The organism is Mesorhizobium sp. C399B (assembly GCF_030323185.1).
Lineage (GTDB): Bacteria > Pseudomonadota > Alphaproteobacteria > Rhizobiales > Rhizobiaceae > Mesorhizobium.
Genome location: NZ_CP100472.1, coordinates 2,013,940 through 2,028,435 on the forward strand (window position 1 = coordinate 2,013,940; position 14,496 = coordinate 2,028,435).

Below are 14,496 nucleotides of genomic sequence, written 5' to 3' on the forward strand. Positions count from 1 at the left end.
CGTGCCCGGCAATCCCGCCTCGCGACATTTTCGCGCCGGAATTGTGGATTATCGGGCCATTGAGGGAAACATCAACCGGTAAAGCATCCAGGTGTCTTTTCGTTCCAGGCGCCGCCTATGGTAAACCAATTGCTAACCCGGTTCGGCGATGAATGGTCTTTCCTGAGATAGAGAAAGGGGAAATATGTCCGTTCGCAGTGCCGCAAAACTCTTTACCAGCGTGCTGACGGCGGCCAGCCTCTCGCTCGCCTTGCTGATGCCGGCCGGACCGGCCTTCGCCGATGCCGGTTTTCGGCAATGGGTCGCCGGCTTCCGCGCCACGGCCGTGGCGGGCGGCGTTTCCGGCGGGGTCTACGACCGGGCGTTCCGGGGCATCAATGAGCCCGACCCGGTGGTGCTGGAAAAGGCACGCACCCAGCCCGAATTCACCGCACCTGCCTGGGACTATTTCGACAACCGCGTCCACGACCAGTCCGTTGCCGTCGGCCAGCAGATGGCCAAAAAATGGAAGCCGTGGCTGGAACGGATCGAGGCGAGGTTCGGCGTCGACCGCTACATCCTGCTCGCCATCTGGTCGATGGAATCGAATTATGGCGAGATCCTCAAGCGCGACGACATCATGCGCAATGTCATCCGCTCGCTGGCAACCCTCGCCTATGGCGACCCGAAGCGTTCGAAATTCGCCCGCACCCAATTGGTCGCCGCGCTGAAAATCCTGCAGACCGGCGACATCGACGAAAGCCACCTGATGGGCTCCTGGGCCGGCGCCATGGGCCAGACCCAGTTCATCCCGACCAGCTACCAGCATTATGCCGTCGACATGGACGGCAACGGCAAGCGCGACATCTGGAATTCGATCCCCGATGCGTTGGCGACATCAGCCAATCTGCTGAAGAAGAATGGCTGGCAGGGCGGCAAGACCTGGGGCTACGAGGTCACCATTCCCGCGGGCAAACTGCCGGCCGGCTCGAAGACATTGGCGCAGTGGCAGGCGCTCGGCGTCGCCAGGGCCAATGGCAAGCCGTTCAAGAACGCAACCGACAAGGCGACCCTGAAAGTGCCGGACGGCCGCGGCGGACCGGCCTTCCTGATGATCAAGAACTTCTCCGTCATCAAGGCCTACAACAACGCCGACAAATATGCCCTGGCCGTCGGCCTTCTTGCCGACGAAATCGCCGGTTCAAATGGTCTGGTGCAGGACTGGAAGCGGCCTTTCACCAAACTGTCCTTCGAGGAAAGGCAGGAGTTGCAGAAGCGGCTTTCGCAGCACGGACTTTACGACGGCAAGTTCGACGGCAAGATCGGTGACGGCACGAAAACCGCCATCATGACCTATCAGGCAACGGTCGGCTTGACCCAGGACGGGTATCCGAGCATGGAAGTGCTCAAATGGCTCAGAAAGAAATAGAGCCGGCGACGGCAGCGCGCATCTGTGACGCGCAAGGGATGCCGTAGCATCGGTCTGTGCATGATCCCCTGCGAGGGCCATGCACCAAGGGATGGAGAGGGTGCTTGGTTTCGGCAACGCGTATCCGTGTGATCGTTTTCCGCTTGCCGATCCTCGTTCTGGCCATCGTTGTCCTGGCGACGGGACTCGCCGGCACTTTCCACACACCGGCTTTGGCGCAGGAACAACCGCAGAACCGCGGCTGGTCGCTGCGCGACCTTCTGTTCCCGCGCCGCAGCGAACGCATCGAGCCGCCGCTCGACGTCCGCAAGGCAAAGCCGAAGGTCAAGAAGAAGCCCCGTGCACCCATTGAACCTTCCGCTCCGATTGTCGAGAAGACACCGGATGCCCGCGTCGTTCTGGTGATCGGCGATTTCATGGCCAACGGCCTGGCCGAGGGCCTCGAAACAGCCTTTGCCGACAATGCCAACGTCAGGATCGTCGAGCGCGCCAACGGTTCTTCGGGTTTCGTGCGCGATGATGTCTACAATTGGCCCGAACAGGTCAAATCGCTGGTCGAGACCGAAAAACCCTCCGTGGTCGTCGTCATGCTCGGCTCCAACGACCGCCAGCAGATGCGCGTCAACGATGTGCGCGAGCAGCCGCGCTCCGAGAACTGGACCAAGGAATACGAACGCCGGACCGAAGCCTTGGGAAAGGCACTGGCGGCGACCAAGGTGCCTTATCTGTGGGTCGGCATGCCAGCCTTCAAGACGCCGAAGATGACCTCCGACATGCTGGCATTCAACGACATCTACCACTCGGCAGCCGAGAAGAACGGCGGCGAATTCGTCGATGTCTGGGATGGGTTCGTCGACGAGAACGGCGCCTTTGTCTCGACCGGCCCCGACATTAACGGCCAGGCCGTGCGGCTGCGCTCCGACGACGGCATCAACGTCTCGAAAGCCGGCAAGCGAAAGCTCGCCTTCTACACCGAAAAGCCGCTGGCCAAGATCCTCGGCCTGGCAGCGCCGGGAAGCGTGGTGACGGCTGCCGCGCCGGCCGGCGCCCCGGTCGAGGCGCCGTCGCTGCCCGCCGCCCCGATCGTGGTCGACCGCACCGTTCCAATGCTGCTCAACGATCCGGCGCTCGACGGCGGGACCGAGCTTCTCGGTGCGGCGGCGGCGCCGAAAGCCAATCCGGATCTGCCCGGCGAAAAACTAATCCTCGAAGGCAAGGCGCCCGAGGCCTCGCCCGGCCGCGCCGACGACTTCTCCTGGCCGCCCAAGGCCGCTGCCGCGACGGATACGACGACGGCGATCAACCGTTAACGGGGGAGTACCGTCGACCCCATCAGCGCTTCATCGATCGAGCGCGCGGCCTGGCGGCCTTCGCGGATCGCCCACACAACCAGCGACTGGCCGCGGCGCACATCACCTGCGGCGTAGAGCTTGTCGACGCTGGTCTTGTAGTCGCGATCGTTGGCTTCGACATTGCGGGAACGGCGGCTGTCGGTGGTGATTTTCATCTCACCGTCCAGCTCTTTCGCGACGCCGGCGGCAGCCGGTCCGGCAAAGCCGATGGCGATGAAGGCGAGGTCTGCACGGATGACGAATTCGGTGCCGGCGATCGGCTTGCGCTTCTCGTCGACTTCGCAGCATTTGACGCCGGTCAGTTGGCCGTCCTCGCCGATGAATTCGAGCGTCGCCACCTGGAATTCGCGCTCCGCACCTTCGGCCTGTGAGGACGAGGTGCGCATCTTGGTCGCCCAGTAAGGCCAGACCGAAAGCTTGTCTTCCTTCTCCGGCGGCTGCGGGCGGATGTCGAGCTGGGTGACGCGCACCGCGCCCTGGCGGAAGGCGGTGCCGACGCAGTCGGACGCGGTATCGCCGCCGCCGACGACGACGACATGCTGGCCGCCGGCGATGATCGGATGCGACGGCCAGGCCACCGACTGGATCGGCTCGCCGCCGACGCGACGGTTCTGCTGCACCAGATAGGGCATGGCGTCATAGACGCCGCCGAGATCGTCGCCCGGAATGTTGGCCGGACGCGGCGATTCCGAACCGCCGCAATAGAGCACCGCATCGTATCCGGCGAGCAACTCTGCCACCGGCTTGTCGACGCCGACATTGACGCCGCAATGGAAGGTCACGCCCTCGCCCTGCATCTGCTCGATGCGGCGGTCGATATAGTGCTTCTCGATCTTGAAGTCGGGAATGCCGTAGCGCATCAGCCCGCCGGGACGGCTCTCACGCTCATAAACGCTGACCTCGTGGCCGGCGCGGCCAAGCTGCTGCGCCGCCGCCATCCCTGCCGGGCCGGAGCCGATGACAGCGACCCGCTTGCCCGTCTTCTTCTCTGGCGGATAAGGCCGGATATGGCCGGTTTCATAAGCCTTGTCGGCGATTGCCTGTTCGACAGTCTTGATGGCAACCGGAATGTCCTCGAGGTTCAGCGTGCAGGCTTCCTCGCAGGGCGCGGGGCAGATGCGGCCGGTGAACTCGGGGAAATTGTTGGTCGAATGCAGGTTGCGGATCGCATTGTCCCAGTCGCCATTGTAGACGAGGTCGTTCCAGTCCGGGATCTGGTTGTGGATCGGGCAACCGGTCGGCCCGTGGCAGAACGGGATGCCGCAATCCATGCAGCGCGCCGCCTGTTTCTCGACCTCCTTGTCCGACATCGGCAGCGTGAATTCACGAAAATGCCGGATGCGGTCGGAGGCCGGCTGGTACTTGTGCACCTGCCGGTCGATTTCGAGAAAGCCTGTTACCTTGCCCATAGTCCAGTTCCTGCTGTCCAGATGGTGCGGTTTTCGCACCCGTTAACCCCTTGAGGCAGCCGTGGCAACCTTGCATCCGAGGTCAAACTGTCGCTGAAAGTTCCGCCGGGAAGCCTGCGCCTCCCGGCAAGTCGAAAAACCTATTCCGCCGCCACGCCCATGCGCATGCGTTCCATCTCGATCAGCGCGCGGCGGTATTCGACCGGCATGATCTTGCGGAATTTCGGCCGGAAGGTCGTCCAGTCGTCGAGTATCTCGCGGCCGCGTACCGAACCGGTGAAATGGACGTGGTTCGAGATAAGCTGGTAAAGCCGTTCCTCGTCATGGGTGGTCATGTCGCCCGAGACGTCGACGCGACCCTTGTGGTCGAGGTCACCGCCATGATGCAGCAGCCTTTCCATCAGATCGTCTTCTTCCGGAACCGGCTCCAGCTCGACCATCGCCATGTTGCAGCGCGCGGCGAAATCGCCGGCCTCATCCAGAACATAGGCCACGCCGCCCGACATGCCGGCAGCGAAGTTGCGACCGGTCTGGCCGATGACGACGACGATGCCGCCGGTCATGTATTCGCAGCCATGATCGCCGACGCCTTCAACGACGGCGGCGACGCCCGAATTGCGCACCGCGAAGCGCTCGCCGGCGACACCTGCGAAATAGGCCTCGCCCTCGGTCGCGCCATAGAGGACGGTGTTGCCGACGATGATCGATTCCGCCGCGACGATCCTGGACTCCTCCGGCGGCCGGATGACGATGCGTCCGCCCGACAGGCCCTTGCCGACATAGTCGTTGGCCGCACCGACGAGATCGAACGAGATGCCGCGCGCCAGGAAGGCGCCGAACGACTGGCCGGCGGTGCCGGTCAGCTTCACCTGGATCGTGTCCTCGCGCAGGCCCTTGTGCCTGAAGCGCTTGGCGACTTCGCCCGACAGCATGGCGCCCGTGGAGCGATCGACATTGCGGATGTCGACCTCGATCTTGACCGGCTGCTTGCTTTCGAGCGCGGGCTTCGCCAGTTCGATTAGCTTGCGATCGAGTACATCGTCGATCGGGTGTTTCTGCCGTTCGGTCCAGTGCACCGCCACATGCGGCGCGTCCGGCTTGAAGAACATCTTGCCGAAATCGAGCCCACGCGCCTTCCAATGCTGGATCATCTCGCGCTTTTCCAGCAGGTCGCTGTCGCCGATGATCTGGTCGATATGGGTGTAGCCCATCTCGGCCAGCAGCCCCCTCACCTCTTCCGCAACATAGAAGAAGAAGTTGATGACATGCTCGGGCGTGCCCTTGAAACGCTTGCGCAGAACCGGGTCCTGCGTCGCGACGCCGACCGGGCAGGTGTTCAAGTGGCACTTGCGCATCATGATGCAGCCGGCCGCGATCAGCGGCGCGGTCGAGAAGCCGAACTCGTCGGCGCCGAGCAGCGCACCGATGATGACGTCGCGCCCCGTGCGCAAGCCGCCATCGACCTGCAGTGCAACGCGCGAGCGCAGCCCGTTCAGCACCAGCGTCTGGTGCGTCTCGGCAAGGCCCATTTCCCATGGACTGCCGGCATGCTTGAGCGAGGTCAGCGGCGACGCGCCGGTGCCGCCATCATAGCCGGAGATGGTGATGTGGTCGGCGCGCGCCTTGGCGACGCCCGCCGCGACCGTGCCGACACCGACTTCCGACACCAGCTTTACCGAGACATCGGCCGCCGGGTTGACGTTCTTCAGATCGTAGATCAGCTGCGCCAGATCCTCGATCGAATAGATGTCGTGATGCGGCGGCGGCGAGATCAGGCCGACGCCAGGCGTCGAGTGCCGGACCTTGGCGATGGTGGCGTCGACCTTGTGGCCGGGCAGCTGGCCGCCCTCACCAGGCTTGGCGCCCTGCGCGACCTTGATCTGCATGACATCGGAATTGACGAGATACTCGGCGGTGACGCCAAACCGCCCCGAGGCGACCTGCTTGATCGCCGAACGTTCGGGGTTCTTGCTGCCGCCGGGCAGCGGCAGATAGCGGTCGGCCTCTTCGCCGCCCTCGCCGGTGTTCGACTTGCCGCCGATCTGGTTCATGGCGCGCGCCAGCGTCGTGTGTGCCTCGCGCGAGATCGAGCCGAACGACATCGCCCCGGTCGAGAAGCGCTTGACGATATCGGCCGCCGACATCACGTCCTCTATCGCCACCTTCTTGCGGCCGGTCTCTTCCGCAAGCTTGATCCTGAACAGGCCGCGTATGGTCTGGGCACGGGCCGTCTCGCTGTTGATCTGCGCGGAATACTCCTTGAACGTCTCCCACGAGCCCTGACGCACGGCGTGCTGCAAGGTGGCGACGGCGTCGGGCGACCACATATGGGCTTCGCCGCGCATGCGGTACATGTACTCGCCGCCGACCTCGAGGCTGTTGCGCAGCACCGGATCGTTGCCGAAACCGTCGGTGTGGCGGCTGAGCGTCTCGGCCGCGACCTCGTCCAGGCCGACACCTTCGATCAGCGTCGCTGTGCCGGTGAAGTACTTCTCGACGAAATCCGACTTCAGCCCGATGGCGTCGAATATCTGCGCGCCGCAATAGGACTGATAGGTGGAGATGCCCATCTTCGACATCACCTTGAGGATGCCCTTGCCGATCGACTTGATGTAGCGCGAGACCACCTCGTAGGCGTCAACCTCAGCCGGCAGTTCGCCACGCTTGTGCATGTCGAGCAGCGTATCGAAGGCAAGGTAGGGGTTGATCGCCTCGGCGCCGTAGCCGGCGAGACAGCAGAAATGATGCACTTCGCGCGGCTCGCCGGATTCCACGACCAGGCCGACCGCGGTGCGCAGACCCTTGCGGATCAGATGGTGGTGCACGGCAGCCGTCGCCAGCAGTGCCGGAATGGCGATACGGTCGGGACCGACCTGGCGGTCGGACAGGATGATGATGTTATAGCCGCCGGCGACAGCGGCTTCCGCCCGCTCGCACAGACGTTCGACCGCGCCCTGCATGCCGGCAGCGCCCTCGCTCGACCCGTAGGTGACGTCGATGGTCTTGGTGTCGAAACGGTCCTCGGTGTGGCCGATCGAGCGGATCTTTTCCAGATCGCCATTGGTCAGGATCGGCTGGCGCACTTCGAGCCGCTTGCGGCGCGAATTGCCGACCAGGTCGAAGATGTTCGGCCGCGGCCCGATGAACGACACCAGGCTCATCACCAGCTCCTCGCGGATCGGGTCGATCGGCGGGTTGGTGACCTGGGCGAAATTCTGTTTGAAATAGGTGTAGAGCAGCTTCGACTTGTCCGACATCGCCGAGATCGGCGTGTCGGTGCCCATCGAACCCACGGCTTCCTGGCCGGTGGTCGCCATCGGCGACATCAACAGCTTGGTGTCTTCCTGCGTGTAGCCGAAAGCCTGCTGGCGATCGAGCAGGCTGACATCCTTGCGCAGCGCGCGCGGCTCGACCGGCTTCAGATCCTCGAGGATCAGCTGCGTGTTGTTGAGCCAAGTCTGGTAGGGATGCCTGGTGGCGATCTCCGACTTGATCTCCTCGTCGGAAATGATGCGGCCCTTGGCGAGGTCGATCAAAAGCATGCGGCCGGGCTGCAGCCGCCACTTCTTGACGATCCTCTCCTCCGGCACCGGCAGCACGCCGGCCTCTGACGCCATGATGACGCGGTCGTCGTCGGTGACGATGTAGCGCGCCGGCCGCAGCCCGTTGCGGTCGAGCGTGGCGCCGATCTGGCGGCCGTCGGTGAAGGCGACCGCGGCCGGCCCGTCCCACGGCTCCATCAGGGCAGCATGGTATTCGTAGAAAGCCTTGCGATCGGCATCCATCAGCTTGTTGCCGGCCCAGGCTTCCGGGATCAGCATCATCATGGCGTGGCTGAGGCTGTAGCCGCCCTGGAACAGGAATTCGAGCGCATTGTCGAAGCACGCCGTGTCGGACTGGCCGTCATAGGAGATCGGCCACAGCTTGGAGATGTTGTTGCCGAACAGTTCGGAATCGACCGAGGCCTGGCGCGCCGCCATCCAGTTGTTGTTGCCGCGCACCGTGTTGATCTCGCCATTATGCGCGACCATGCGGTAGGGGTGCGCGAGCTTCCATGACGGGAAGGTGTTGGTCGAGAAGCGCTGGTGGACGAGGATCAGCGCGGTCTCGAAACGCGGATCCGACAAATCCTTGTAATAGGCGCCGACCTGGTAGGCCAGGAACATGCCCTTGTAGACGATGGTACGCGCCGATAGCGACACACAGTAGGCGCCGATATCCTTGTTGTTGTTCTCGGCGTAGATGCGGCCGGAAATCACCTTGCGCAGCAGGTACAGCCTGGCCTCGTATTCCTCGTCATCTGGAATGTCCGATGTGCGGCCGATGAAGACCTGGCGATGGAACGGTTCGGAGGCCGCAATATCGGGCGCCTTCGACAGCGATGAATTGTCGACCGGCACGTCGCGAAAGCCGAGCAGCGGCAGCCCTTCTGACTGCGCCGATTCGGCGATGATCTCTTCGATATGGGCGCGCAGTGCCGCATCCTGCGGCATGAACCAGTGGCCGACGCCGTATTGGCCTGCCGCCGGCAGTTCGACGCCCTGGGCCGCCATCTCTTCGCGGAAGAAATGATCGGGAATCTGCACCAGCACGCCGGCGCCGTCGCCCATCAGCGGATCGGCGCCGACAGCGCCGCGATGCGTCAGGTTTTCGAGCACGAAGAGCCCGTCCTTGACGATCTGGTGCGACTTCACGTTCTTCATGTTGACGATGAAGCCGACGCCGCACGCGTCATGCTCGTTGCGCGGATCGTAGAGACCCTGCGCGGCCATGCCATTGGTGGTCAGGCCGTTGGTGGTCTGGCCTTCTTTGGTCAGAACGGTATTTTTAACGGCTGCCGCTTTCGTCTGCGCGGCCTGGCCGATAATCGCAGATGGCGTCAGTTCCGTCATCGTCCTGTCCTCCGTTCCGGCCCCTTGCACGTCTAGCATTTGGGGCGCTGGTCTACCTTGGGAAGCGACTGGCTTCCGCTCTCATCTTGCGGCACGTCTTTTCGAAATCCTTGGCGGACCGTGCGGTGCACCGCCGGTTCGTATCCGGTATCGTACAGGCCACAGCCGAGCCGTCTACCCGTCGCTCGCGGCAACGGCCGGAGTGGCCCAAATGATACGCCAATCCAGCCTGACTTGTGCGACAAAATAAGACAGCACTACTGTCCTAAATTTTTATGTCAGAAATCCTGGGCGTACACAAGACCGATTCACCAAATTCTTGGACGTTTGGCGACAGAAAATTACGTCGGGCGCTGTCGAAACGAAATTTCGGTCCCGGCACTCCTTCGTGATCGCCTTTGGCTTTACCGCTTTTTCAGCCCTTGGCCCTTGCGCGTCAAACCCCGAAACGGCCATGGTCGCGCTCTTGTCGCAACCAGACTTTCTCAACCAGACAGGGACTTTCCTGATGTTCTTTGCATCCGACAACTGGGCGGGCGTCCATTCCAACATTGCCGCCGGGCTGTCAGCCAACGCCGGCGGCTTTTCGACCGCCTATGGCGATGGCGATCTCGACCGCGCCGTCTACCAGCGTTTCAGCGAGATCTTCGAACGCGAGGTCGCGGTGTTCTTCGTCGCTACCGGCACGGCGGCCAACTCGCTGTCCCTGGCCGCTTACAACAAGCCCGGCGGCATTTCCTTTGCGCACCGCGAATCGCACATCATCGAGGACGAATGCGGCGCGCCGGAATATTTCAGCGGCGGCTCGCGTCTCCATGCTGTCGACGGCGCCCTGGGCAAGATCGACCCGCACAATCTTGAACGGGCCGTCGCCCGTTTCGCACCCGAAATCGTCCATTGGGGACGCCCGACGGCCGTCTCGATCACCCAATCGACCGAAGTCGGCACAGTGTACGGGCTCGACGACATTTCCACCATTTCGGAGATCGCCAAACGCTTTTCCCTGCCGCTGCATATGGACGGCGCCCGTTTTGCCAACGCATTGGTCGCGCTTGAGACGACGCCGGCCGAAATGACCTGGAAGCGCGGCGTCGATATCGTCTCGTTCGGCGGCACCAAGAACGGCTGCTGGTGCGCCGAAGCGGTGGTGCTGTTCGATCTAGACCGCGCCAAGGAGCTGTCCTTCCTGCGCAAGCGCGCCGCACAGCTGTTCTCCAAGTCGCGCTTCATCGCAGCGCAGTTCGACGCCTACTTCACGGACGGCCTGTGGCTGGACATGGCCCGTCATGCCAATGCCATGGCCGCGCGCCTGGCGGCTGCGATCGAGGATTCGGCAACGGCTAAGCTCGCCTGGTTGCCGCAGGCCAACGAGGTGTTCGCGGTGATGAAAAAGGCGGAAGCCGAAAGGCTGCAATCCCTCGGCGCCGCCTTTTACGACTGGCACAGGCCGCACGGCTTCGACGGCCATGTCGGCGACGACGAGTTGCTCTATCGCTTCGTCACGAGCTTTGCCACGACTTCAGATGAGGTCGATCGCTTCGGGCAGATGATCGCCTGAACCCGCGAGACCGCGCCAATGACAAAGCCACCTCTCGGCTCAACCATGCGGCTGGTTCGCCCGGCGCCAAACGTGCTCGGCTTCTATGATGGCCGCGTTGACGGCGTTCGCGCCTGGTCGGACGAGCCGAACTGGCTGGACGACGGCGCCTATGCCCTCGGCATCTGCACCTATGCGATCGTCGATGGCTCGCAGGCGCTTGTCTACGACACGCATATTTCGCTGCCTCACGCGCGCTTCATCAGGCAGACGCTCGAAGACATGGGCGCAACATCGATCCGGGTCGTGCTCAGCCACTGGCATGATGATCATATTGCCGGCAATGAGGTGTTTCAGGATTGCGAGATTATCGCCAACACGCGCACCGCCTCGGCGCTCGCGAACAACCGGGCTGAGATCGAAAGCGGTGTTCCACCGATCAAGCCTCTCGTGCTGCCGAACAGGACCTTCGCAGGCAGTCTTGACCTCGCCGTTGGATCGATCGCCGTCGAACTGCGTCAGGTCGAAATCCACAGCCATGACGGCACGGTGCTGTTCATGCCCGAAACCGGCCTGCTCCTGGCGGGCGACACGCTCGAGGATCCGATCACCTATGTCAGCGAGGCGGATCGGCTGGCGCAACATCTGGTCGATCTCGAACGCATGAGCAGGTGGCCGATAGACCGCATCTTGCCCAATCACGGCTCGCTCGAAGCGATTGAGCGAGGCGGCTACGACAAAGGCCTCATCGCCGCCACGCAAGCCTACGTTCAAACTGCTTCGCTGCCGGCATGAGCCTGATCTTGCGAAGCAGGATCTGAAAACCTTCGGCGCCGACATGTTCGCCACGGGCGCTGTCGAGTACTTCGCGCTGTACGAGCCCGTCCACCGGCAAAACGTCGAGGCCGTTCTCGCAACCGGCACCGGTCGCTAAGCAAGGAAAGGCCGCGCCAAAAGCTCGAGGCCAAGCAAGATCAGGAAAACAAGAAACCAGCGCCGGAAGGTCGCCGGGCTGATCCGCTGCCGGAGCAACTGTCCGAGCCACATGCCGAGCAAGGCCGGCGCAACCGCCAGCGACGACATGGCGACATGCCCGACCTGGAACGCGCCGTGCGAGGCAAGGCCGGCAGCGAGCGCGATCGTCGACACGGTGAAGGACAGGCCGAGCGCCTGGATCAGATCGTCACGGCTCAAGCCCAGCGCCTGAATGTAAGGTACAGCGGGCACGACAAACACGCCGGTGCCGCCGGTGACGATGCCGGTAAGGAAACCGACGATGGGCGACGACCAGCGCTCGGCTGACGCGGGAACCGTCAACTGCCGCGCCAGCAGCGTATAGACGGCATAGACGATCAGCGCCGCCCCGAGGCCGGCCGTCGTCCATTTGACATTGTCGCTGGCCAGCAGCCATGAGCCGGCCAGCGTGCCGGCGACGATGCCGACCATCATCAGCCACAGCCGACTGAGGATCCATCCGAAGCTCGGGCCGGCAAACAGCTGCCAGATATTGGTGACGAAGGACGGCACGATCAGCAGCGAAGCCGCGGCGACCGGCGGCATGATTGTGCCCAGCAGCCCCATCGCCAACGTCGGCAGTCCCATACCGGTAACGCCCTTGACGAGGCCGGCCAGCAGGAAGGTCACCGCAATGGTTGCCGTTAGGGCCAGGGAAAAATCAGCCGAGAGATCAGACATCGCCCTTCATGGGAAGACGGCGCCCGCCGCAAAAGAGCCAGAACTCTTCGGTTGGGGTGACAGAGGCTGCGGCGAAAAAAAGCGGCGCCTCGCGGCGCCGCTTTCGTCTCGGGAGGAACGCTTTTAACCTTGGGCGTTGTGACGCCGCCGTCTTGATCACGCGGCGTTCTTGGCCTCGATCTGCTTGGCGTTGGCCGAAGAGGCGGTAATCGCGATCTTGCGCGGCTTCAGCTCCTCGGGGATGTTGCGCTTAAGGTCGACGAAAAGCAGGCCGTTCTTCAGCGTGGCGCCGACGACCTCGACATGGTCGGCAAGCTGGAAGCGGCGCTCGAACGAACGCGAGGCAATGCCGCGGTAGAGCAGCTCGGAGCCTTCGCCATTGCCCTCTTCCTTGCGCTCACCCTTGACGGTCAGCACGTTGCGGTGGGCTTCGATCGAAATCTCTTCGTCCGAGAAGCCGGCAACCGCCATCGAGATGCGATAGGCGTCCTCGCCGGTGCGCTCGATGTTGTAGGGCGGATAGGTCTGCGCGCCATCGGGCTGGGCCAGCGAGTCGAGCATGGTGAACAGGCGGTCGAAGCCGACGGTCGAGCGATAGAGCGGGGAAAAATCAACGTGACGCATGAGGTGTTCTCCTGTTGAGCAACATGTTTGCGTGTGGCCGGTGCGAAACCCTGGAAAGGCGTTTCGGGTGGACCAGCAGCCCCGACATCGGCGGCTGCATCCGACATTTGGGGAGCGCAAAAGCGCATTTCAAGGATTTTTGAAGAGCGCCAATCGAGGCGTCGATGAACGGCAGATGAACCGCCGCTTCGGCGCCCGTTCAGCCGGCCGGCGCTAGAGTGCCCCCAGGATAAAGAACCAGGCGGCGCCGGATGAAAGCGCCGCGACGAGGCCGACCGGGTGTAACGTCCCTTCCTCCCGGATCGACAGAGGCCGGAAGCACGCCGCCGCAGGCTGCTTCCGGCCTTGCTTGTCGTTCGTCCGCCCCCTTGGCGTCCTCCCTTTGCTTTTCATCCATTGGCGTCTATCACCATGCCGACGCCCTGCCGGGTGAGACACCACGAAGACGCAAGCGCCTAATGACGGATCTCTTCCATCCCACGCCAGGCAATCCGCCGCCGCAAAATGTCGCCGGCGGCTTTTTCACCACGCGCGACGGCAAGAAGATCCGCTACGGCCTGTTTGCCGCGGTCACCCGGCCGCTGAAAGGCACCGTCGTGCTGCTGCCCGGCCGCAACGAGTGCATCGAGAAGTATTTCGAAACCATCCGCAACCTGACCGACCGCGGCCTCGGCGTCGCCACGCTCGACTGGCGCGGCCAGGGCGATTCCGACCGGCTGATCGCCGATCCGCAACGCGGCTATGTCCGCTCTTTCTACGATTACACCGGCGACCTCGAACAGTTCTTCGAGGATATCGTGCTGCCCGACTGCCGCGGCCCGTATTACATCCTCGCCCATTCGATGGGCGCCGTGATCGCGCTGCTCGCGGCGCCGTCGATGGTCAACCGGGTGCGTCGCATGGTGCTGATTGCGCCTTTCCTGACGGTGCCCGACTCGCCCGTGTCGGCAAAAACCGCGCGCCGCGTCTGCTCGATATTGTGCTTTCTCGGCCTCGGCCGGCTCTACGCCGCCTGGGGTCCGCGTCCCAGGGAAACCCTGCCCTTCGCCCTCAACAAGGTGACATCGGACCCCGGGCGCTATCAGCGCAACACGAAAATCTACGAGCACTATCCGCAACTGGCGCTCGGCGGGCCGACGATCCGCTGGCTGCAGGCGGCAATCAAGGCAGGCGAAGCCATCAGTGAGCCCGACTTCATGGCCAGGATCCAGGTGCCGCTGCTGATGATCGCCGCCGGCGCCGATCAGGTCGTCTCGACCAAGGCCGTGGAAGCCTATGCCAGGCGTCTGCGTCTGGGCTCGCTGCTGATGATCGATGGCTCGAAACACGAGATCCTGCAGGAGGCCGATGTCTATCGCGAGCAGTTGCTCGCCGCCTTCGACGCCTTCATACCCGGCAACGGCGACCCGACAGCCTGATGCCGCCGGCGCTGCATGTTGCGGCGCCTTGAGCTTGCGTCGCCTGCTGACAGCCTTCTGTCAGGAGCAGCGCCGGCAGCACCCAAAGAGCTAAAGATTCTGACAGCCGGTGCCGCCCCGGAATGCTCATCTCTCCGGGTCGAACCGAACGCCAAGGAGAT

General features: G+C 63.3%; 9 protein-coding genes. 5 read left to right on the plus strand and 4 right to left on the minus strand.

What is annotated here, in order from left to right; genetic code table 11:
- Positions 1 to 184 precede the first annotated feature (184 nt).
- Together NLY36_RS09495 and NLY36_RS09500 are read left to right on the plus strand one after the other, a co-directional pair.
- Positions 185 to 1,408, plus strand: a complete 1,224-nt coding sequence (locus tag NLY36_RS09495) for a lytic murein transglycosylase (RefSeq protein WP_023691763.1) — start codon at positions 185 to 187, stop codon at positions 1,406 to 1,408.
- Between the two features lie 104 nt (positions 1,409 to 1,512).
- Positions 1,513 to 2,718, plus strand: coding sequence for an SGNH/GDSL hydrolase family protein (locus NLY36_RS09500; protein ID WP_023735039.1), 1,206 nt, complete (start codon positions 1,513 to 1,515; stop codon positions 2,716 to 2,718).
- On the opposite strand, the gene NLY36_RS09505 is transcribed toward NLY36_RS09500, so the two are convergent.
- Both NLY36_RS09505 and gltB read right to left on the minus strand, forming a co-directional pair.
- Positions 2,715 to 4,169 carry a glutamate synthase subunit beta gene (locus NLY36_RS09505; RefSeq protein WP_023671207.1) on the minus strand — a complete coding sequence of 485 codons (1,455 nt, stop codon included), beginning with the start codon at positions 4,167 to 4,169 and terminating at the stop codon, positions 2,715 to 2,717. The genes NLY36_RS09500 and NLY36_RS09505 overlap by 4 nt on opposite strands.
- A 140-nt stretch (positions 4,170 to 4,309) precedes the next feature.
- Entirely contained in the window at positions 4,310 to 9,061 is a 4,752-nt protein-coding gene (gltB, locus tag NLY36_RS09510; RefSeq protein ID WP_023735040.1) for a glutamate synthase large subunit, read from the minus strand.
- Between the two features lie 508 nt (positions 9,062 to 9,569).
- On the opposite strand from gltB, the gene NLY36_RS09515 reads away from it, so the two are divergent.
- On the plus strand, positions 9,570 to 10,619 hold the full coding sequence (locus tag NLY36_RS09515; RefSeq protein WP_023728416.1) for a threonine aldolase family protein: 1,050 nt from the start codon (positions 9,570 to 9,572) through the stop codon (positions 10,617 to 10,619).
- A gap of 18 nt (positions 10,620 to 10,637) precedes the next feature.
- Entirely contained in the window at positions 10,638 to 11,393 is a 756-nt protein-coding gene (locus tag NLY36_RS09520) for an MBL fold metallo-hydrolase (RefSeq protein WP_245260179.1), read from the plus strand.
- A 135-nt stretch (positions 11,394 to 11,528) separates the two neighbouring features.
- Here NLY36_RS09520 and NLY36_RS09525 read toward each other — a convergent pair whose 3' ends face one another.
- Complete coding sequence (locus tag NLY36_RS09525; protein ID WP_023735041.1) at positions 11,529 to 12,293, minus strand: sulfite exporter TauE/SafE family protein; 765 nt, start codon at positions 12,291 to 12,293, stop codon at positions 11,529 to 11,531.
- A 156-nt stretch (positions 12,294 to 12,449) separates the two neighbouring features.
- Entirely contained in the window at positions 12,450 to 12,917 is a 468-nt protein-coding gene (locus NLY36_RS09530) for an Hsp20 family protein (RefSeq protein WP_023671202.1), read from the minus strand.
- Positions 12,918 to 13,375: 458 nt separating this feature from the next.
- Between NLY36_RS09530 and NLY36_RS09535 the strand changes: the two genes are divergently transcribed.
- Complete coding sequence (locus tag NLY36_RS09535) at positions 13,376 to 14,335, plus strand: alpha/beta fold hydrolase (RefSeq protein ID WP_023735042.1); 960 nt, start codon at positions 13,376 to 13,378, stop codon at positions 14,333 to 14,335.
- The last annotated feature ends 161 nt before the right edge of the window (positions 14,336 to 14,496 follow it).

Coding starts and splice junctions, on each gene's coding strand:
- NLY36_RS09495 (WP_023691763.1), top strand. CDS start 185: ATGTCCGTTCGCAGTGCCGCAAAACTCTTTACCAGCGTGCTGACGGCG.
- NLY36_RS09505 (WP_023671207.1), bottom strand. CDS start 4,169: ATGGGCAAGGTAACAGGCTTTCTCGAAATCGACCGGCAGGTGCACAAG.
- gltB (WP_023735040.1), bottom strand. CDS start 9,061: ATGACGGAACTGACGCCATCTGCGATTATCGGCCAGGCCGCGCAGACG.
- NLY36_RS09515 (WP_023728416.1), top strand. CDS start 9,570: ATGTTCTTTGCATCCGACAACTGGGCGGGCGTCCATTCCAACATTGCC.
- NLY36_RS09520 (WP_245260179.1), top strand. CDS start 10,638: ATGACAAAGCCACCTCTCGGCTCAACCATGCGGCTGGTTCGCCCGGCG.
- NLY36_RS09525 (WP_023735041.1), bottom strand. CDS start 12,293: ATGTCTGATCTCTCGGCTGATTTTTCCCTGGCCCTAACGGCAACCATT.
- NLY36_RS09530 (WP_023671202.1), bottom strand. CDS start 12,917: ATGCGTCACGTTGATTTTTCCCCGCTCTATCGCTCGACCGTCGGCTTC.
- NLY36_RS09535 (WP_023735042.1), top strand. CDS start 13,376: ATGACGGATCTCTTCCATCCCACGCCAGGCAATCCGCCGCCGCAAAAT.